Here is a 20376-nt window from a genome sequence, read left to right as displayed (position 1 = left end):
CCTCACTTTTACTAGATTCAATTAATCAAACATACTTCCGAAGATTCCACGAACACGATCTCCGAGTTTTTGTTTTTGTTCATGATTTTCTTCATCAACCGGTAGAGGTACCTCAACGGTATTCTCAACTGGAATACGATTTTGTTGTGGAGTCACTCGAGGTGCTGAAGTAGTAGTTCTATCAAAACTCAAGGTAGGCGCCTCATTGTCGATAGGTTTACGACGAAGATACTCTTCACCACACACAGCTTGCTGAGCAATAATATCAACTTCTGTAAGGAGACCAACATACTCAACAAGACTAATTACATTTGCAAACATTGGATTACGGATACCAACTTGGTTAGGTATATAAAGTTTCACATTTGTCTCAAAAATTTCCTGAGCAACTTCAACCACACCTGGCATGATGGCTGTTCCACCTACAAGGACAATACCACCAGGCAAATCAAGTAGGCGACCTCGTGTCAAGTCTTGTTTAACTCTATCCAAGATATGCTTCACACGAGCTGAGATAATCTCAGCAAGATATTTCTCAGTGATTTCAACAGGTGAATTTTCACCTACAACCTCTACCTGAACAGTTTCAGTTTCACTTGCTTCTTCAATGTTAGCATTACCAAAATTAAACTTAAGCGCTTCTGCAATTTGCATAGATGTTTTCAAGACTTTTGAAATATCCTTGGTGACATATTCGCCACCCTCAGAGTAAATATTAGTAAACTGAAGTTCTTGAGCACGCATGCTTGCAACAGTCGTTTGGCCACCACCCATATCAATAACAGTAGCACCAAATTCACGCTCACCTTCATTCAAGACAGCACGAGTCATTGCAAGAGGAGAGATGATGATATTCTCAACCTGAATACCTGCACGCTCAACTGTCTTACGAAGATTGTGAAGAATTGTTGTTGGTCCTGTGTAAATGAGACCTCTCATTTCAAGACGAATCCCCATCATTCCACGAGGATCACGAATCCCTTGAAAACCATCAACGATAAATTCTTCAGGAACTAGTGAGATAACCTCACGCTCAGGTGTAATACTCTTAGTCAAGGCTGAGCGAACAACACTTTCAACGTCTTCATCTTTGATTTCTTTTGATTCACTTGTTACAGGAATCATACCTTGTGTAGGCTCAATTTGAAGAAGATTGGCTGGAAGCCCAACATTCACTTGCTCAATCACAATACCAGCTTTTTCTTCTGCTTGCTCAATAGCTGTTTTGATTGATTTTGCTGCAGCGTCAATATCAACAATGATGCCATCTTTCACACCAGAACTCTTAACATTACTTACTCCGATGACATTCATTGATCCATCAATAAACTCAGCAACAAGAACCTTAATCGAGCTAGTTCCTATATCTAATCCTGTAAAAAAGCCATCTCTAGCCATTCACTCGACCTCTCAATCTTTCCATTCAATATCTTTGTAAACTGTATAAATACAGAATTATTCAGATACTATTGTACCATAAAAAAACGTAAAATGTCAGCATTTTACGTTTTTATTATTCAATATTAGCCTTGAATAGGGGAAGTTTGAAGAGTTCTATCTTGATTAACAGTCGGATTTCCTACTCCTTGAATATCTGAATTTTCAGCATTAGCTTCTTCCTCAGTATTTTGTTCACTTAGTGTCGTTGTTCCTTGACCCTCGCCGGAAATTTCTTTATCTTCCTTCTTATCTGTCTTGTTTTTATCTTTCTTTTTATCCTTATCAGTTTTTGATGATTCTACTTCAGGAGTTGTTGTATAGAGGCCAACCTCCATATCTACAATACTTCCATCTGAAAGCTTACTCTTAATTTTCTCGTAATAAGGTAACTTAGTCGTTAATTGAGAAAGGGGAACGCGAATAGAATTTCCATCATATAACTCAATTGTCAACAAATCTGTAGTAGCTTTTGTAGGCGTTAAATTAATAATTTGAATATTAGTCTTGATTTTACTATCAAGTTTATTCAACTCTTTTACTAAATCTTCAATTTTCTTTTCATCATCCATCTTTAAAGTGATGAATTTATCTGGTAGATTTCCTGTCGAAACAGTCCCTCCAGTCTTACCATTTTCAAGAATAGAAACATATCCATTTGATGTTTGACGATAAGCCACGATTGGATATTCTTTCACTGCAATATTAAATTGATTTGGAAAACTATAAGTTACCGTAGCCTTTTTGACCCAAACGTTGGTCTTTTCAACAGTTGATGCAACCTCTTCTTGGTTGAAAAAGACGTGAGTAATATAATCTGTATCAAGAATACCACTTGCAACTTTCACATCTTCTGGTAGAGCATTTTTTGTTCCTGATACTGTAAGAATCTTTTGCTTAGACCAAGGCGAAATAAAGAAGAGTGAAAATACGATTAAAATCGCAGCTATAAAAATAACAAGTCCTGCAAGATTTTGTTGTGCAATTGGAATATTGCTAGTCGTATTGACTTTTTTTCTTTTTTTCTTCTTGACCTTTTTTTTTACTGGTATTTTGTTCTCCTGAGATGTGGCTTTTTCTGGATAAACGCCTGTTTTGTTAGTCATCTCTTCTGAATCTTTGGTTTCTTTTTTTCTCAAAAATTCTAGATTTCGCTTCTGCCACTCCGTCAGAACTTTTTTTTCTTGTGATTTTTGATCCTTTTTTGCCATGAAATTCCTTTATTTATTTGAAATACTAGTCACTAATAGTTTGTAAAAATCATCAGGAGAAGTGATTTCCTCAGATTTAGCCATAGCTTCTTTGTAAGTCTCTGCATGTTCAACAAGTTGTTCAAGCTCGTGATTTAATGTCTCCCAACTTAATTCTGGTTCCTGCAATTGACGAGCGTAACCCTTTCTTTCAAAATAGTCAGCATTTTCAAGTTGGTCCCCACGGCTAGCTTCTTTTCCTAGAGGAACGATTAAATGAAGTTTTTTCATAGCCAACAATTCAAAAATAGTATTTGAACCACCACGAGTTACAACTAAATCAGCCATATCCATAAGAGGTTGGTACAAATCTGTCACATAATCAACTCTATAAAGATGACGCTCCAGGGTATTTAATGAAGAATCCCCAGATATATTGATGATATTATAGTGCTCAATCAGTTCTGGAGTTTTGCTAATAAAATCATTAAACACCTTTGCACCAGCTGATCCCCCAATAAAAAGGACTGTTTTTAGTTTCTCATCAAACTGTTCTTTAACCTCATCTAGTTGATCTGAATTATCAGACCTTGTCATACCCACCTTAGTAATAGCACCGACATGCTTTGTCTTCACCAAAGCTTTTGATTGTTCAAAAGTCGTAAACATAGTAGTTGCAAACTTGTATGCGATTTTATTGGCTAAGCCCATAGACAAGTCAGACTCGTGAACATATACAGGAACTCTTAATAATTTAGATGCGATAACTGGTGGCACAGATACAAATCCACCTTTTGAAAAGAGTGCTTGGGGACGAATCTTAGCAATGATTGCAATTGACTGTAGAATCCCCCAACCAACTTTAAAGACATCCAACATGTTTTGCCATGAAAAATAACGACGTAGTTTACCTGTAGCGATACTATGGAAGGTTACATCTAAACCAGACTTATCAATTTGTTCGTGTTCGATACCATGTTTATCACCGATATAGTGCACTTCCCATCCATCTTTTAGAAACTTTGGAATTAAGATAAGATTTAAGGTCACATGTCCAACTGTCCCTCCACCAGTAAAAACAATCTTTTTCGATTTTGCCATAGCCTATCCCTTCAATCGCTCAACAGTTGTGATAAATTCATCACCACGCACTTCGAAATTCTTGTACATATCCCAACTTGCGTTAGCGGGACTCAACAGGACAACATCTCCTGCACTAGCTTGTTCAAAGGCAATACGTGTCGCATCGGCCACGTCTTTGGCATCCAGATGGGTCACACCAGCTTTGTCTGCAGCACGTTTGACACGAGGAGCTGATTCTCCCAAAATTACCATTTTCTTAAGACCAGTAATATCAGGAATGAGTTCATCGAATTCATTACCACGGTCCAACCCACCGGCAATCAAAATGACTTTACTATTATCAAAGCCAGAAAGTGCTTTTTGTGTCGCTAAAATATTTGTTGACTTACTATCATTATAGAATTTTACATTATCAATCGTATCAACAAATTGAAGACGGTGTTTAACCCCACCAAAGCTTGAGAGAGTTTCTTTAATTGCCTGGTTGGAAACACTTGACAATTTTGCTACAGCAATTGTCGCTAAAGCATTTTCAACATTGTGACTTCCTGGAACTCCAAGTTCATCAGCATGCATTACCAATTCACCTTTGAAGTAGAGGCCACCATTTTCCAGATAAGCACCATCTACTTTTTCCACAGTTGAGAAGGGAACGACTTGTGCATTTGTTTGCGTAGCCAACTCTTTAGCCAAATCTTGATTAAAGTTTAAAATAACAAAATCGTCTGATGTCATTTTGTTTTGAATATTCCATTTGGCAGCCACGTATCCTTCAAAGCTACCATGGTAGTCAATATGCGTCGGCATCAAGTTCGTAATCACAGCAATATGTGGATGGAAGCTCTCAATTCCCATCAATTGGAAGGAAGACAACTCCATAACCAAAGTATCCTGATTTGTCACTGATTGCGCTACTTCTGATGCAGGGAAACCAATATTCCCAGACAAGACACCTGACTTGCCACCATGATTTAAAACATCAGCAATCATAGTTGTTGTGGTTGTCTTACCGTTTGAACCTGTAATACCGATAATTGGTGCTTCAGAGACTAGGTAAGCCAACTCAACTTCAGTCCAAACTGGAATTTCTTTTTCAAGCGCACGAGCTACCATTGGATTATCATACCGAATTCCAGGATTCTTGACCATTAATTCAAAATTTTCATCCAAAAGTTCAAGAGGATGTCCACCACAGACAACCTTAATTCCTTCTTCAAGAAGCGCCTGTGCTGATGGGTTTTCTTCAAATGGTTTACCGTCATTTACTGTGACAATAGCACCCAACTTAGCCAAAAGACGAGCCGCTGCTTCACCAGATTTAGCCAAACCAAGGACTAAAACTTTTTTATTTTCAAATTGTGTTATTAATTTCATAATTCATCCACTCTCTCAAATTGTATCATAACCATTTTACCCTTTATCACAAGCTATTTCAAGGAGTAGTCTTTTCTAGATACAGAAAAAAAGCCAATCTGTTAGATTGGCTTTAATATCATGCTACTTATTTTCATCTTGTTGAGCTTTATCACGATTGAGCTCTGGCATGGCGAAAAAATCTTTCAAGGTGAAATAACTTAATGCAAGCATTCCTACCGTGACAAAGAACTCACCAGGCAAACTGAAGAATTTAATGATTGATAACACTGCTAAAAGCAAGAGCAATGCTAAGGTAGCCATGACAAAGAGAAGATTCATAGTGTTTTTTACCGACTTTGGTGCAATAAAGAAATAGAATGAAGCAATCAATATGGCAACAATCAGATAAAACATCTCTTCTCCTATCTAAAGATTATTCAGCTTCCGCCGCTTTTTTCTTACGTTTATTAGCTTTATCACGCTCTGCTTTATTCAAAATTTGTTTACGCAAGCGAATAGATTCAGGTGTTACTTCCATGTATTCATCATCATCCAAGAATTCAAGTGATTCTTCAAGTGTCAAGATACGTGGAGTCTTAATAACAGCCGTCTGATCCTTAGTAGCTGAACGCACATTTGTCATTTGTTTTGCTGTAGTAATGTTAACACCAAGGTCATTTTCACGAGCATTCTCACCGACAATCATACCTTCATAAACTTCAGTACCTGGGTTAACAAAGATAGTACCACGTTCTTCAATACGCATGATTGAGTAAGTTGTCGCTTTACCTGTATCGATAGAAACGAGGGCACCACGGTGACGTCCGCCAATCTCACCAGCAACAACCGGCAAGTATTGGTCGAAGGTATGGTTCATGATACCGTAACCACGTGTCATAGACAAGAATTCAGTAGAGAATCCGATAAGTCCACGAGCTGGTACAAGGAAGATAAGGCGTGTTTGACCATTACCAACCATTTGCATATCAAGCATGTCACCTTTACGTTCTGAAAGAGCTTGGATGATAGAACCTTGGTACTCTTCTGGAGTATCAATTTGAACACGTTCAAATGGTTCGCATTTCACTCCATCAATTTCCTTGATGATAACTTCTGGACGTGACACTTGAAGTTCATATCCTTCACGACGCATTGTTTCGATAAGGATTGATAAGTGCAATTCACCACGACCTGAGACAGTCCATTTATCTGGTGAATCAGTTGGATCAACACGTAGTGAAACGTCTGTTTGCAACTCAGCCAAAAGACGCTCTTCGACTTTACGTGATGTCACGTGTTTACCTTCGCGACCAGCAAATGGTGAGTTATTCGCCAAGAAAGTCATTTGAAGTGTTGGTTCGTCAATACGAAGAACTGGCAATGGTTCAACAGCATCAGTTGGTGTGATTGTTTCACCGACAAAGATATCTTCCATACCTGAGATAGCAATCAAGTCACCAGCTTTGGCTTCTTCAATTTCACGACGCTCCAAACCAAAGAAACCGAAAAGTTTAGTAACACGGAAGTTCTTTGTTGTTCCGTCAAGTTTTGAAAGGGTAACTTGGTCACCAACTTTTACAGTTCCACGGAAGATACGTCCAATACCGATACGACCAACGAAATCATTGTAGTCAAGAAGCGACACTTGGAATTGAAGAGGCTCATCTGAGTTATCTACAGGAGCTGGGATGTGATCAATAATAGTGTCAAAGATTGGAGCCATAGTGTGCTCTTGATCAGCAGGGTTATCTGACAATGATGATGTTCCATTAATAGCTGATGCATAAACAACTGGGAATTCCAATTGATCATCATCTGCACCGAGTTCAATGAATAGTTCTAGGACTTCATCAACAACTTCTTCAGGACGAGCTGAGGGTTTATCAATCTTGTTGACAACAACAATTGGTGTCAAATTTTGCTCAAGAGCTTTTTTCAATACAAAACGTGTTTGAGGCATTGTCCCTTCATAAGCATCGACGACAAGAACAACACCGTCAACCATTTTCATGATACGTTCAACTTCTCCACCAAAGTCCGCGTGCCCCGGAGTGTCCATGATATTGATACGAGTACCTTTGTAAGCAACGGCTGTATTCTTAGCAAGGATGGTAATACCACGCTCTTTTTCAAGATCGTTAGAGTCCATTGCACGCTCATCAAGTTCCTTACGTTCATCAAGGGTGTGTGATTGTTTCAACAATTCATCTACAAGTGTTGTTTTTCCGTGGTCAACGTGGGCAATAATGGCAACGTTACGGATATCTTCTCTAAGTTTAGTCATTTTTTCCTCTTTATTATTTATTTCAACTTTTCAAGTATACCACATTTTCAATAAAATGGCAGAGATCAGATAATTGTAAACGTTTTTCAACAAAAAAAGTGCTACCTTCCCTTATCCGGTTAGGCGCACTTTATCTCATTATTTGTCAATACTACAAGCAAGACTAGCAGCTCCAATGATTCCCGCATCATTTCCAAGCTCCGCTAATTTCACTTTTGTTGTACGGCGAACTTGTGGGAATGCATAACGTTTAAAGTATCCTTCAACACGACTACGCAAAAACTCTCCTGCGGCAGAAACACCACCACCGATAACGACAGAATCTGGGTTAAGAATGTTTGAGATGTTTGCTGTTGCAAGTCCTAGGTATTCAGAGACTTTATCAACAATGCTATTAGCAAACTTATCACCTTCAGCAGCAGCTACGAAGATATCTTTACTTGTCACTTGCTCACCATTGTCTACAGCAGCTTTAATAGAAGAGTTTCCTTCGTATCCTTCTGCCAAATAATGTGCTAAACGTACAACACCTGTTGCTGAAGCTACAGTTTCCAGACACCCCTTGTTTCCGCAAGTACAGTCAAATCCTGTTTCAGGTTCAACAATAATGTGACCAATTTCTCCACCAGCACCGGCAACACCATGAATTAAGTTACCATCAGCGATAACACCGCCACCAACACCTGTTCCCAATGTTACAAAGACAACATCCGGATTGTTAGCACCAGCACCAACCCAACGTTCACCCAGTGCAGCCACATTAGCATCATTATCAATAGCGAATGGAATACCAAGTTCTTTTTCAATGACAGAGCCAACTTCTTGAGTTTCTGCCCAGTTCAAGTTAAAAGCACCCGTTACTGTTTTATTTTCTCGGTCAACTGCACCTGGAGATCCCATACCAATTCCAATAAAATCTTCAGCAGTAAGTCCATACATTTCCAAACGGTGTTTCAAAGACTCTACAATGTTAGGAACAATGTGGCTACCATTTTCAAGCGTATTTGTTTCAATAGCCCATTTTTCTTGAACTTCACCATCTGCAGTCAAAATACCAAACTTAACAGTTGTTCCACCAAGGTCAATACCTAAGAGTTTCTTACTCATTTTCTTTCTCCATTTCAATGCGATGTTCACGTCGTAAAATCATTTCAGCAATAAGATAGTTTTCCTTGTCTATCAAAGCATTCTGATAAAGAGCTTCCAATTCAATCTTCATTATCTCGATATCATAGAGCCTTTTACCCAAGTAAACTACTATCCCAAACTGCTTCAACAACTGTTGAACGTCATATAATGTTTTCATAGAAATATTTTAGCAAAAAGCTTAAGGCATGACAAGATAATTTTGAAAACCTTTACAGATTATTATGTAACTAGACAAACATACTAAGATTAGTAGTGAAGAAATCTCCGACGGGAGAGAGTACTCACTACTTTTTCTTTATGTTAAAGTAGTGGTGTCTTGTAAAGTCGTAGGGCTCTATGGCGCTAGACGTCGCTTGACAAACTGGCAAGACACCTTGTTTTAGGTGGAGTTTGATCAAAGTATGTAGGACGCTAAACGTCGCGTATTGAAAATAAAATCACTAAAACATGGAATTATTCAAGACAAAAGAGGTAATGTCATGCGTGCAGTATTTGGAATTGATGTCAGTAAAACAAGTTCTGAGGTGGCCATTTTAGTCAATGGTGAGAAGGTTCATGGCTACACCATACTCAATGATACCATTGGATTCAATCGCCTGTTGGGCGACTTGAAAACTGTTCATAACCCTGAGATTATATTTGAGGCTACAGGCGTCTATTCTCGACGTCTTCAAGCCTTTCTTGAGGAATATAGTTACGCTTACACACGGCTAAATCCACTGGAAGCTAAGAAGCAATTGGACAGTCTGCGAGTTCGTAAAACAGATAAAATTGACGCTGAAAAGCTGGCTAAATCTCAGCTTGTGCACAATCGTAAACCAACTTACGTGCAGGAAGAAGTTTATCAACACCTGCGTGATTTAAGCCGTTTCTATCAAAATATGACAGAAGATCTTGTTCGAACTAAAAACCGTCTGCACAAGGTCCTACAAGTCACATTTCCTGAATTGGAAAATCTATTATCCACACCTACTGGAGAGCAATATTGGAACTTAGTGATGGCTTTTCCATGCAAAGAGTTTGTATTAAGCCTATCTCAAAGTAACTTGTGTGAGATTATCCGTCAATCTACCTCCAAACGCATCTCTGAAAAGCGTATTGCTTACCTAACTGATAAACTTATAAAACTCGCTAAACAATCTTTTTGTGCGGTCAAGAAAACCTCTCCAATGCTTGAAGAGGTTCGTTACTATGCTCAAGAGTTGCTTCGTCTTTCTGAACGCAGACAAGTTGTCTTAAACGACATGGTAGCTCTAGCTCAGCCTTTACCAGAGTATGACATCTTACGGTCAATTCCTGGCATCGCAGAAGCCACAGCGACATCTATCATTGGCGAATTGGGAGATATTCGTCGCTTTCAGTCTACCAATCAAATCAACGCTTTTATTGGCATTGACCTGAGACACTATGAATCTGGGAACTTTCTCGCCAAGGAACACATCACTAAACGAGGGAATCCCTATGCCAGAAAAATCTTGTTCAAGTGCATTCACAACATCGCTTCAGCTAGTCATACCAATCCCTGCCATATCGCTGACTTTTATGAGAAACGAAAAAGACAATCGACAATAGCTTCAACTAAGCCACATACGATTGCCTCTATACATCGTCTCATTCGAACAATGTATTACCTCATTACGCATAACAAACTTTACGATTACTCTTTGACCCAAAATCGATAAGGCTGTCTATACCGTATTATTGTAACACCTTGTTTCAAAAAATACCAGATGAGGTGTTTTTTTAGCATGCCCATTTATAGATCAAAAAGTGTTAAAAATAAGACAGTAACCTCAGAATAGATACTGTCTTATCTCTTTTTTTACTTAAAGCCTTGATAGACTTGACAAATGGTAGAAAAAAACCCAAGTCTATTTAACTTAGGCTCTTATCTATTGACAATTCGGACAAATGCCATGCAAAATCATCTGCTCACGAGTGATACGAAATCCTGTTTGAGATTCTACCTCTTCTTTGAAAGACGGAATCGGTAAATCTAAATCAGTAATTTGACCACATTTTTCACAAACAATGTTTAAGTGGTCATGCCCCATAAAATCATAATATGTTGTATTATCATTATTAACCTTAATTTCAGAGACAATTCCCTCTTCAACCAACACTTTCAAGTTGTTATAGACCGTCGCCAAACTCATACCCGGATTATCAGGGAGAAGGTCATAATATATCACATCAGCACTAGGATGTTGATCAGACATCATTAAATAGCGGATAACAGCTTTACGAGATTCGGTCAATCGAATTCCTTTAGCTTTTAACTGATTCAGGACATCTTCATAAACACCTAGACTATGTCGATGCTCAGACATATCGCCGCCTCCCTTCTTCTAAAAGTATTTTGTGTCTATTATACACTTTTAGAGGAACTCTTGACAATCATCTTAACTCAAAATTTGATTATTTCAAGCCTGGTGCTTGTCCAAGTTCAGCAGTCAACATCCAGATAGTCTTATCAATTTCTGATTTTGCGGCTGTAAAGATATCATTTGAAGGAGCATCTCCTTCTTCATCTGTGATATCCAAACCAACTTGGAACAAGACAGACAAGTATTTATATGTATCAACCAATAACTGAATTTGATCAGACATTGATTTATCAAATGTACCAGTAGTTTCAGTCAAACCTGAATTAGATGAAAACTCTACCAAAGTTGAGTAAGGTTCACCACCAATAGTAATCAAACGTTCACTAATCTCATCAAGATGGGCATTCAAACTATCCATCAATTCATCCATTTTTGGGTGAAGATAAAGGAAACCAGGACCACGCATATACCAATGAACTTGATGCACAATAGAAGCTGCTACAGACAAATCGGCAACTGCTTGATTTAATACTGCTTTGGTTTTTGTATTTGTTGGTGTCTCTGCTTGATGATTAACTGTTTCATTGATTGTTTCTTTAATTGAATGTGCCATATTCTTTCTCCTTATTTAGAATTATTATCGTTTATATCTATATTTTAGAATATTTCTAAATAAGATGCAAGTGAAATGCTTTTTCTGTCTTTTTTCGAATAGTTAGGTATGCTTAGTATTTTATATTTTTTTCTTGGTGCCTCTTTAGGCTCGTTTATTGGATTGATTTGTGATCGTTTTCCTGAGAAGTCGATTATTTTTCCCAGAAGCCATTGCAATCAGTGTGGGCATCCGTTACGTTTTTTCGAAATGATTCCTATCCTATCGCAACTTTTCTTAAGATTCAGATGTCGGTTATGCCAAAGCTCTATCCCATACCGTTACCTCTTCTTGGAATTGTTTTGTGGAGGAATACTTCTTCTTTATTTCTATGACTACCTAGATTTCGGAAGAACCTATTTGCTTCTTTTCAGTCTTTGTGTAACTATTTTTGATTTAAAAAATAAATCATATCCCCTTCTAATTTGGGTTCTTGGAACACTAGCTCTCCTTTGTTTGGGAAACCACTACCTCACTTTTACCTTAGGAATAAGTTTAGCCGCCCTATCGTATTTCAAACGTTTAAATATTGGTGAAGGTGATTTTCTCTATTTGGCCAGTGTCTCCCTCATTTTCCCATTTTCCAAAATACTATTAGCTATTGAACTAGCTTGCCTATTTGGGCTTACGTACTTCCTAGTACGTAGAAACCCTAATGAAACAGTAGCTTTTGTCCCATTTCTCTTTGTGAGTGTTCTAATTCTTACCTTCATGTAATAGTATAGAAAAAAGCCGATTATTTCGGCTTTTTCAGTATTAATTCATATTAACACGGTGCCACTCATTAATAACATAAGAGAGCATTCCCAATTGTTGAAGACCCCAACCACTAATTTCATCTGATTCCTCAGTTGAACCACCGAGGTAACGGGTATAGATTGCAACCATATAAGGTGTATCTTCCATAACGATAGCATCAACGTTGAGTGCTTCACGGACATAACCTGGTTTTTGATAAATTGTCAGATTAGGAAGATATGTCTTGTAGTACTCATTAGGGAATGACTCACCAATGTAGTGGAGAATATCCTTGTAATTATCTTGGTGTTTCCAAAGGTAATCCAAAACTTGGATGTAATAATCCGTCGTTGTCTTATTACCATGCATTTGGATAGTTTTCACTTCACCTTTTGATTTACCATATTTATCAAGCATGCCATAGAATTTTTCCATACCACCAAGGCGTTCCGCCAAAGCATAGGCTGGAGTATTTTCAGAGTAAACAAGAGAATACTCTTGCATTTCTGGAATAGTCATTGAACCACCGAAAGCAGCAACATAATTATCGTGTTCGCCTTGATACTCATACTCAGTATTAGTAATATCAAAACGTTCAGTTAAAGAAAGTTTTCCTTTATTAACCTGATCCATGACAAGCATGTTTAGTGGCAATTTGTAGGTCGATCCTGCAGTCATTGGCTGAGTATCATTCATAGAGAATTGCTCATTTGTCTTGGTATTTTTATATGAGAAAGCGATTTGGCTAGACTCAATCCCCTGATCAGCCATAAAAGCTTCAACCACTTGGTTCAATGTCATGTTGGCATAATCATAATACAAACCATTAGAATACATCGTATCTGCATCTGCTTCCATGACTGCTTTTTTAGCTTCAGATGACTTGTTGGTTGGAGTTACCTTTTCCTCTTTTTTAGTTATCTTAGAGTTAGAACCAAAAATGTTCCCAAGGTTCCCAGTGTGACCAGCCTGTTTTCCTCGTCCTGCTAAGGCAAGCATAGCAACAAATACAAGAATAACCACTGCACCCAGAAGAGATAAGATAAGATAAGGTTTTTTATCATCACGGGATAATTTTGATCTAGATTTTTTAGAGCGTTTGCTTCTAAGTGATAAGGTTTCAGTTTTTTCTTCTTTTCCCTTGTGTCCTACTGGTACCGATGTTTCCTCAACTGGTTTCTTTTCTACTGATTTTTTAGAAACCTTTTTCTTATCTTTTTTGTTATTCTTCTCGTCGCTTCTTTCGACATCTTTTTTACTATCTTTGCTATCTCTCTTAACGTCTTTTTGAAGGTCTTGTTTTACCGAATCTTTCTTCTTGTATTTAGTTTTTCGGCGGCTTCCACCATACTTTTCACTTGAATATTTTTTCTTTTTTTTCATAATAGTAATAGTTTAAGCTATAATAACCTAAAAAGCAAGGAGATTTTACAACCATATTACAAAAAAACACCCTCAAGACTGAGGATGATTCTAGACTTATTTAGCTGCTGCGTAAAGCTCAGCAACTTTATTCCAATTGATGATTTCAAAGAAAGCTTTGATGTAGTTTGGACGTACGTTACGGTAGTTTAGATAGTAAGCATGTTCCCAAACATCAAGTGCCAAGATTGGTTTTTTACCGTCTGAGATAGGTGTATCTTGGTTGGCAGTTGAAACAACTTCAAGTTTACCTTCTGCATTAACCACAAGCCATGCCCAACCTGAACCAAAACGAGTTGTCGCTGCCGCAGTGAAAACTTCTTGGAAAGCTTCAAATGAACCGAATGCTTCGTTAATAGCGGCTGCTACTTCTGCAGTTGGTTCTTGTTTTTCTGGTGACAAAAGTTCCCAGAATAGTGCGTGATTAAGATGTCCACCACCATTGTTAATAAGTGCTTGACGGATGTCTGCTGGAATTTTTTCTACATCAGCCAAAAGCGCTTCAAGGTCCTCACCAATTTCAGGATATTTTTCAAGCGCAGCATTAGCATTTGCCACGTAAGTTGCATGGTGTTTGTCGTGGTGCAGAGTCATTGTTTCAGCATCAATGTATGGTTCCAAAGCATCGTAAGCGTAAGGAAGATCAGGAAGGATAATAGCCATAGTAAGGGTCCTCTTTTCATTTTTTCTTTATTTTACCGTAAAATGATAGAGCTTTCAAAAATTTTGCTTACAAAATCTTGGAAAGCTCCATTTTTTAGCGGTTTGACGCTATTTTTAAAAGTGCTAAATCAAATAAATAATCTTTATCTAAAGTTCCTGTTTTTATCTGGTAGTCTGTCTCAACCAGAATCTTAATCGTTGTCTTTAAAAATGCAACTGATAAATGACGGCTATCTCTTATAGCATAGCGAACCTGAAATGGATTAACTTTCCGACTTAGATAGTCTGAAAGACTTGAAACAATTTGTTGCTCGCTTTTGCCTTGAGCAGATAACAATTTGACTTGTAGATAGGTACGGAATTGGCCCAACATAACAGCAATCAACTTAATCTCATCTTCTCCTTGCAATCGTAAATCATGAACCAATTCACGAACACCCTGAATCTGTCCTCTTAAAAGAAGTTGAGTCATATCAAAAATGTTATCTTGCAAACTTTTAGGAATAGCCTCCGCAATGTCTTGCGATGAGATATTCCCTTCAGTTTTATAGCCTTTTAAAAACGCCAGATTTTTCTGAACATCTGAAAAATCAAAACTTGACTTGATTAAGAGCTCCTCAAAAACCCCTTTTTCAAAAATGAGTCCCTCTTGATGTGCCTGTTTTTGAAAATAAGTTCTAAGCTCGGCATCCTTTAAAGGGTTAGCTTCAAGTACCAAAGCATCACGTTTTAGGAGTTTAACCAACCGACGCTTCCCATCGAGCTTTCCAGAAGCCATTAAGACAAGACGTGTTGTTTCTACAGGTGATTGAAGATAATTTTCAAGACGTTTCAATGCTTTTTCATCTAGATAAGACTTTTTAGCAGTAGTCATATCTTCGAAATGATCAAAAATAACTACCTTTTCATCTGCAAAAAAAGGCATACTTTCCAAATCGAGTTCAGCATCCTGATAATCAGTCTCGGACATATCAAAATAGGAATAGGTCAAGTCACTTGGATCAAATCCAATTTGTTTTAAAAATTTTTCTTTAGCTTGACTATACTGACCTAAATCCTCGCCAGCCAAGACAGTTATCATAGGGAGTTTTTCTCTGTTCAGCTTTTCAATCGTTTCCATAGCAATCATGGTTATATTATATCAGAATTTTCATTATAACAAAAAGCTCACCACCGAAGCGATGAACTTCACTTTATTAACCAGAGTTACGAAGTCCTGTTGCAATACCGTTGATAGTAATATGAATAAGACTAATTTCGTCATCAGTCAGATTATTATTACGAAGACGTTTAATCAATTCAATTTGGATGTAGTTCAAGACGTTGAAGTATGGCAAGCGGAAATCTAAACTTGCTTTAAGAGATGGGCTTTCGTCAAGGAAGTCATCATGTTTTTCAATCGCAAGAATGACATTCTTAGTTAGCTGCCACTCATCCAAAATGATGTTAAAGACACTACGAACTTCTTCACTCTCTGCCAACTGTGCATAGTGGAAGGCAATATTCATATCTGATTTTGAAAGCACCATATCCACGTTAGACAAAAGTGAACGGAAGAATGGCCATGTTTCAAACATGTGTTGAAGTTTTTCAAGGTTTCCTTCTTCGGCTTTAATATAGTGATTAAAGGCAGAACCCACACCATACCAACCTGGGAACATGATACGGTTTTGTGACCATGAGAATACCCAAGGAATGGCACGAAGCCCTGAAATCTCAGTAATAGTCTTACGAGCTGCTGGACGAGAACCGATATTTAAACTTGATACTTCTTTAATTGGACTTGCTTCAAAGAAGTAATCATAAAAATGTTCATTTCCAAAGACAAGGTCACGATAAATAACATTTGAATCGTGAACGATTCCGTCCATAACCTCACGGAAATCAACCAATTCTTCTGGATCGGCAATTTGACGTGTCACCATACGGTCAAGAGCAGCTGAAACAAGCATCTCAAGATTGTAGTATGCTGCATCCTTATTACCATATTTATTACCGATAACCTCACCTTGCTCTGTCAAACGGATACGGTCTTTAATAGTACCAAATGGTTGAGATGTAATAGCATCGTAAGATGGGCCACCACCACGACCAACTGTACCACCACGGCCATGGAAGAAAGTAATTTTAATGCCACGCTCTTCACCAATCTTGGTCAATTCATTTTGAGCTTTGTAGAGCGTCCAACCCGAAGACAGGTAACCACCATCTTTGTTTGAGTCTGAGTAACCCAACATGATTTCTTGGTAGTTATTACTGTTCTTAATCCATCGTTTAACAATATCATAACCAAGGTATTGTTTCATGATTTCATTAGAGTTTTCCAAATCTTCGATGGTTTCAAACAGTGGAACGATTTGGACACGCGCACGCTCAGTATCAACTAAACCAACTTCTTTAAGAAGGATGGCTAACTCAAACATATCTGAGACGCTCTCAGTGTGAGAGATGATATGTTGTTTGATGACTTCTTCACCAATATAGTCCTTCAAAAGACGAGCAGTGCGGAAGATAGCCAATTCTTTTTCAAGTGTTTCAGACTTAGATACATTTGTTGATGATAAGGTACGTGGATCTTCTTGCAATTCTTTGAGAAGAACAGCAACCTTTTCAACCTCTGTCAATTCACTATAGTTGTCAACAATGTTTGCAGATTTAAGCAACTCTGCCACACAAGCTTCATGAACGCTTGAATCCTGACGCATATCAATTGTTGCAAGGTAAAATCCAAAGACTTCAACGGCTTGAAGAAGCTCTTCGAAATCACCGGAAATCAAGACAGAATCATCATTTTCGAGAAGTGAATTTTTAATTGCCAAAAGATCATCATGGAAAGCTTCAGCTGTTTCATAAAACTCGGTAGTTTGTTGTGAGACAGCTTGAAGACTTTGGCTGAGACGTTCTTGCACAAAATCAGCTACTACTTCGCCTGTTGAGACTGAGCCAAGACGAACATTTTCAGAAAGACGCTTAGCAACTCTTTCCTTGCTAAAGTTACCTTCTTTGAAGAAAAGAAACGTCTGAATCAATTTAGATTGAATGTAACTAAAAGCACGACGGTATGGTTCATTTTCACGATAAACAGATGTATCTGGAGAAAGTTTCGCCATTTCTGCTACTGTTTCTGAAACTTCAGTCAAACGTGATGAGAGTGAGAATGAGCGGTAAAGGTTATCAACTTTTTCAATATAGTAATTGAGGATAACTTCACTTTGTACTGTCGCAGAAAGTTTAAGAGTTTCTGCCGTTACAAATGGGTTCCCGTCACGGTCACCACCAATCCACATTCCCATTGTAATAGGTGTTGGATTATTAAGTTCGATACCTTTTTCAACCGCTAAACGTTTGAATTCATGCGATAAGTTGGTAATCGCCTTAATCAATGAGGAGTTGTAATACTCCATAACGTTAGTGATTTCGTTTTTAACCTTAAGTTTCTTCTCACGAATGATATCCGTTTGCATCATAATTTCTACATAACGACGCAAATCCGCATACCATTTATCCTTGTTAATAAGACCAGCCTTAACATCACGATGTTTACGGAGAAGTTCGTGAATGTGGTTAGTCAATTCAAGCATGGTTTTACGTTGAACCTGAGTTGGGTGAGCTGTCAATACCGGCACGACATTAACATTTTCAAGAATGTCACGCGCATTGTCGCTTTCAGCGACAACATCAAAGGTTTCAGACAACTTACCTAAATAAGATTCATCAATATTATTTTTGTGGTTGACTTCATAAGCCAAATCCACGTCCTCAGAGATATTAATCAAGAGAGGTAACAAAGAGAAATAACGTGATGCAACGACCATATCGTCATTTGTCATTTCTGAAATGGCTTGTGTAAGGGCCACATAGTCACCTTCATCATAAAGTTCAACCAAATGTTGGATAGTTGTGAGGCCTTGCTCTCCAGCCATTCCTAGTGTTGCATCATCCAACAATTCTTTCAAGATACCAACTTCTTCAGAGATGATTTCCTGGTTGTTACTGCTTTCCAATTTGTTAAAAGCCAAACCGTATTCTCCTTACTTTATGTAGTACCCTTTTATGATATCACTTTTAAAACAAAAGTAAACTATTTTTCTGTAAATCGTCAGTTATTTTGCAATTTTCCGACTTTTTTGAAAAATTATTAGACCTATTTCCGAACTTTATAAAAAAAGACTCTGAATTAGAGTCTAAAATCTTAATTATACTTTTCTTGATAGAATTTGATTTCATCACCATCTTGAACTTTAAGTTGATTAGCGGCTTTCTCACCGATTTTTCCATTGACATCAAACATCCAATAAATCCCCTTCTCCTTGTCTTGAGAAATTCCATCAATTTCAGTAATAAAACCATCATTTTCTTGAACAGGATATATTTCTTTTAAAACATCAAGGACCGTATCACCTTTTTTGAATTCTACAGATTTTTTCTTACTTTCCTTTTCAGTTTTTAAAATCAAAGTAACCTGACCTTGAACCTTAGACTGATGATTGTTTGTGCTACTAGTAGGTTTAGCAGCCTCATTTTTTCCACAAGCAGCTAAAGTAACAAGAGAAAAGGCAAGAGCTAAATATATCAATAATTTTTTCATTTCAAAAATCTCCTAAAAATAGACTGAATAAATGGATAAAATAATAATGTCGATGCAGCGTGATAGGTGTCGTATAGAAGACCAGAGATAACAAAAGTTAGACCACTCTTAAACAAGAGACCATAACCATAGTCAAGAAGCACCCCATAGAGAAAAGCAAAGATTGTGACTACAACAATCTGACAAACTAGCGATAGTCTTGGCGCAATTAAACTCCAAAGAGCCATTAAGACCCCGAAAGCAAGGATCTGATTAAAGACCCAGGGACCAAAGCCAAAGATGAATCCTGAAATTAACATGGTCAAAGCCATAATCAAGAGACCATCTAGTAACCCCAAATAAAGAACAGCCACAAAAAACATAGCTGTAATAGGCTGAATATTTGGCAACCCTATAAATGCTGACCGCAATCCTACTGCCAGAGCTGACAGAATAGCTATCCGAGCCATTCGTTGAATCGTTAGTTTCATATATCTATTATGCCAGAAATATGTTGACTTGGCTAGGTATAATACTTACTTATTTAATAAAAAAAGAAAATAACTGCTAAAAGAAAGAGACCAATCACACGATTAGCCTCTCCCGTATTACATTTGTTTCAAACGTTCCACCCGTTCTGAAATTGGTGGATGGGTATAAAAGAGCTTCTGCAAACCAGATTCCTTTTTAGGGTCATTGATAAAGAGGGCTGCGCTAGCATCATCCACGTGATGTTGCATTGGCGCACTATTATCAAGTTTGAGCAGAGCGTTAATCATACCTTGTGGGTTACGTGTCAATTCGACGCTAGAAGCATCAGCTAAAAATTCACGCTGGCGTGAAATAGCCAACTGAACCAAGGTAGCTGCCAAAGGCGCCAGAATAATGGCAATCAAAGAAATAATGAGAAGAATAATTTCCAAACCGCTACTTCCATTACGGTCATCATCATTTCTACGACGGCCTCCACCCCAGAACATCATATTACGAGCCATCCCAGCTAGCATGGTAATGGCAGATGCTAAGGCAACTGCTATGGTAGAGATGCGGATATCGTAGTTGCGAATATGACTCACTTCATGTCCAATAACTCCTTCAAGTTCCTCACGATTCATAACCGCAAGAAGACCTGTCGTAGCAGCTACTGCCGCGTTCTTAGGGCTTGATCCAGTTGCAAAAGCATTCATTGAAGGATCATCGACAATAAAGACACGTGGCATTGGGATTTGGGCCACCATAGCCATGTCCTCGACCACATGATAAAGGTTTGGAGCTGTTTGTTCATCAACCTCTCGTGCACCGTTCATAGCCATAACGACATTAGTTGATTGGAAAATCATGGTAACGGCATAGATAAAACCAATAACTAAGGCAAGAATCAGACCACCAAATCCTGAACCTAACCAAAGATAGCCGACACCGTAGCCAACAAGGCCCAACAAGAGGAAAAAGACCAGAAGCAAAAGCCAAGTCTTTCTCTTATTTCGAGCAATCTGATCAAATAACAT

Annotated in this window: 19 protein-coding genes; 2 read left to right on the top strand and 17 right to left on the bottom strand. The window is 38.0% G+C overall.

Going from position 1 to position 20376, the window contains the following annotated elements:
• Nucleotides 1-21: 21 nt before the first annotated feature.
• From ftsA to EL076_RS03855, 8 genes are all read right to left on the bottom strand, one after another.
• Nucleotides 22-1398, bottom strand: a complete 1377-nt coding sequence (gene ftsA, locus EL076_RS03890; RefSeq protein WP_126429325.1) for a cell division protein FtsA — start codon at nt 1396-1398, stop codon at nt 22-24.
• Nucleotides 1399-1523: 125 nt separating this feature from the next.
• Nucleotides 1524-2648, bottom strand: a complete 1125-nt coding sequence (locus EL076_RS03885) for a cell division protein FtsQ/DivIB (RefSeq protein ID WP_126429323.1) — start codon at nt 2646-2648, stop codon at nt 1524-1526.
• Nucleotides 2649-2657: 9 nt separating this feature from the next.
• Nucleotides 2658-3728 (bottom strand): UDP-N-acetylglucosamine--N-acetylmuramyl-(pentapeptide) pyrophosphoryl-undecaprenol N-acetylglucosamine transferase, encoded by a 1071-nt coding sequence (locus EL076_RS03880; protein ID WP_003093920.1) that lies wholly within the window; start codon nt 3726-3728, stop codon nt 2658-2660.
• 3 nt (nt 3729-3731) lie between these two features.
• Nucleotides 3732-5084, bottom strand: a complete 1353-nt coding sequence (gene murD / locus EL076_RS03875; protein WP_003093667.1) for a UDP-N-acetylmuramoyl-L-alanine--D-glutamate ligase — start codon at nt 5082-5084, stop codon at nt 3732-3734.
• A gap of 123 nt (nt 5085-5207) precedes the next feature.
• Complete coding sequence (locus EL076_RS03870) at nt 5208-5480, bottom strand: DUF3165 family protein (protein WP_003093713.1); 273 nt, start codon at nt 5478-5480, stop codon at nt 5208-5210.
• A 19-nt stretch (nt 5481-5499) separates the two neighbouring features.
• A complete protein-coding gene (typA, locus tag EL076_RS03865; RefSeq protein ID WP_117646873.1) occupies nt 5500-7350 on the bottom strand; it encodes a translational GTPase TypA in 1851 nt (616 codons plus the stop codon).
• Between the two features lie 138 nt (nt 7351-7488).
• Nucleotides 7489-8457, bottom strand: coding sequence for an ROK family glucokinase (locus EL076_RS03860; RefSeq protein WP_003094633.1), 969 nt, complete (start codon nt 8455-8457; stop codon nt 7489-7491).
• Nucleotides 8450-8656: a YqgQ family protein gene (locus EL076_RS03855; protein ID WP_003097448.1), complete on the bottom strand. Its 207-nt coding sequence runs from the start codon at nt 8654-8656 to the stop codon at nt 8450-8452. Before EL076_RS03855 ends, EL076_RS03860 begins: the two co-directional genes overlap by 8 nt.
• Nucleotides 8657-8978: 322 nt before the next feature.
• Between EL076_RS03855 and EL076_RS03845 the strand changes: the two genes are divergently transcribed.
• Complete coding sequence (locus tag EL076_RS03845; RefSeq protein ID WP_126429321.1) at nt 8979-10181, top strand: IS110 family RNA-guided transposase; 1203 nt, start codon at nt 8979-8981, stop codon at nt 10179-10181.
• Nucleotides 10182-10391: 210 nt separating this feature from the next.
• Here EL076_RS03845 and EL076_RS03840 read toward each other — a convergent pair whose 3' ends face one another.
• Together EL076_RS03840 and EL076_RS03835 are read right to left on the bottom strand one after the other, a co-directional pair.
• Complete coding sequence (locus tag EL076_RS03840) at nt 10392-10829, bottom strand: Fur family transcriptional regulator (RefSeq protein WP_003097449.1); 438 nt, start codon at nt 10827-10829, stop codon at nt 10392-10394.
• An 88-nt stretch (nt 10830-10917) separates the two neighbouring features.
• Nucleotides 10918-11439: a Dps family protein gene (locus EL076_RS03835; RefSeq protein WP_003093383.1), complete on the bottom strand. Its 522-nt coding sequence runs from the start codon at nt 11437-11439 to the stop codon at nt 10918-10920.
• A 108-nt stretch (nt 11440-11547) separates the two neighbouring features.
• On the opposite strand from EL076_RS03835, the gene EL076_RS03830 reads away from it, so the two are divergent.
• Nucleotides 11548-12195, top strand: a complete 648-nt coding sequence (locus EL076_RS03830; RefSeq protein ID WP_003097450.1) for a prepilin peptidase — start codon at nt 11548-11550, stop codon at nt 12193-12195.
• Nucleotides 12196-12234: 39 nt separating this feature from the next.
• Here EL076_RS03830 and EL076_RS03825 read toward each other — a convergent pair whose 3' ends face one another.
• From EL076_RS03825 to htpX, 7 genes are all read right to left on the bottom strand, one after another.
• Nucleotides 12235-13599, bottom strand: a complete 1365-nt coding sequence (locus EL076_RS03825; protein WP_126429318.1) for a serine hydrolase — start codon at nt 13597-13599, stop codon at nt 12235-12237.
• A gap of 96 nt (nt 13600-13695) precedes the next feature.
• A complete protein-coding gene (gene sodA, locus EL076_RS03820; RefSeq protein WP_048788523.1) occupies nt 13696-14301 on the bottom strand; it encodes a superoxide dismutase SodA in 606 nt (201 codons plus the stop codon).
• Between the two features lie 94 nt (nt 14302-14395).
• Nucleotides 14396-15430: a DNA polymerase III subunit delta gene (gene holA / locus EL076_RS03815; protein WP_003097453.1), complete on the bottom strand. Its 1035-nt coding sequence runs from the start codon at nt 15428-15430 to the stop codon at nt 14396-14398.
• 67 nt (nt 15431-15497) lie between these two features.
• Entirely contained in the window at nt 15498-18320 is a 2823-nt protein-coding gene (ppc, locus tag EL076_RS03810; protein ID WP_126429316.1) for a phosphoenolpyruvate carboxylase, read from the bottom strand.
• Between the two features lie 173 nt (nt 18321-18493).
• Complete coding sequence (locus EL076_RS03805) at nt 18494-18889, bottom strand: DUF4430 domain-containing protein (RefSeq protein ID WP_003093538.1); 396 nt, start codon at nt 18887-18889, stop codon at nt 18494-18496.
• Nucleotides 18886-19359: a hypothetical protein gene (locus tag EL076_RS03800; protein WP_126429314.1), complete on the bottom strand. Its 474-nt coding sequence runs from the start codon at nt 19357-19359 to the stop codon at nt 18886-18888. The genes EL076_RS03805 and EL076_RS03800 overlap by 4 nt, the downstream gene beginning before the upstream one ends.
• Before the next feature lie 117 nt (nt 19360-19476).
• Entirely contained in the window at nt 19477-20376 is a 900-nt protein-coding gene (gene htpX / locus EL076_RS03795; protein WP_002890638.1) for a zinc metalloprotease HtpX, read from the bottom strand.

This window comes from Streptococcus vestibularis (assembly GCF_900636445.1).
Classification (GTDB): domain Bacteria; phylum Bacillota; class Bacilli; order Lactobacillales; family Streptococcaceae; genus Streptococcus; species Streptococcus vestibularis.
Note: the sequence above shows the minus strand (reverse complement) of the source record. Positions and strands in the feature narration are given on the sequence as shown.

Bases quoted from the DNA above. Each gene is read 5' to 3' on its own strand.
- ftsA (WP_126429325.1), bottom strand. From the start codon at position 1,398: ATGGCTAGAGATGGCTTTTTTACAGGATTAGATATAGGAACTAGCTCG.
- EL076_RS03885 (WP_126429323.1), bottom strand. From the start codon at position 2,648: ATGGCAAAAAAGGATCAAAAATCACAAGAAAAAAAAGTTCTGACGGAG.
- EL076_RS03880 (WP_003093920.1), bottom strand. From the start codon at position 3,728: ATGGCAAAATCGAAAAAGATTGTTTTTACTGGTGGAGGGACAGTTGGA.
- murD (WP_003093667.1), bottom strand. From the start codon at position 5,084: ATGAAATTAATAACACAATTTGAAAATAAAAAAGTTTTAGTCCTTGGT.
- EL076_RS03870 (WP_003093713.1), bottom strand. From the start codon at position 5,480: ATGTTTTATCTGATTGTTGCCATATTGATTGCTTCATTCTATTTCTTT.
- typA (WP_117646873.1), bottom strand. From the start codon at position 7,350: ATGACTAAACTTAGAGAAGATATCCGTAACGTTGCCATTATTGCCCAC.
- EL076_RS03860 (WP_003094633.1), bottom strand. From the start codon at position 8,457: ATGAGTAAGAAACTCTTAGGTATTGACCTTGGTGGAACAACTGTTAAG.
- EL076_RS03855 (WP_003097448.1), bottom strand. From the start codon at position 8,656: ATGAAAACATTATATGACGTTCAACAGTTGTTGAAGCAGTTTGGGATA.
- EL076_RS03845 (WP_126429321.1), top strand. From the start codon at position 8,979: ATGCGTGCAGTATTTGGAATTGATGTCAGTAAAACAAGTTCTGAGGTG.
- EL076_RS03840 (WP_003097449.1), bottom strand. From the start codon at position 10,829: ATGTCTGAGCATCGACATAGTCTAGGTGTTTATGAAGATGTCCTGAAT.
- EL076_RS03835 (WP_003093383.1), bottom strand. From the start codon at position 11,439: ATGGCACATTCAATTAAAGAAACAATCAATGAAACAGTTAATCATCAA.
- EL076_RS03830 (WP_003097450.1), top strand. From the start codon at position 11,548: ATGCTTAGTATTTTATATTTTTTTCTTGGTGCCTCTTTAGGCTCGTTT.
- EL076_RS03825 (WP_126429318.1), bottom strand. From the start codon at position 13,599: ATGAAAAAAAAGAAAAAATATTCAAGTGAAAAGTATGGTGGAAGCCGC.
- sodA (WP_048788523.1), bottom strand. From the start codon at position 14,301: ATGGCTATTATCCTTCCTGATCTTCCTTACGCTTACGATGCTTTGGAA.
- holA (WP_003097453.1), bottom strand. From the start codon at position 15,430: ATGATTGCTATGGAAACGATTGAAAAGCTGAACAGAGAAAAACTCCCT.
- EL076_RS03805 (WP_003093538.1), bottom strand. From the start codon at position 18,889: ATGAAAAAATTATTGATATATTTAGCTCTTGCCTTTTCTCTTGTTACT.
- EL076_RS03800 (WP_126429314.1), bottom strand. From the start codon at position 19,359: ATGAAACTAACGATTCAACGAATGGCTCGGATAGCTATTCTGTCAGCT.
- htpX (WP_002890638.1), bottom strand. From the start codon at position 20,376: ATGTTATTTGATCAGATTGCTCGAAATAAGAGAAAGACTTGGCTTTTG.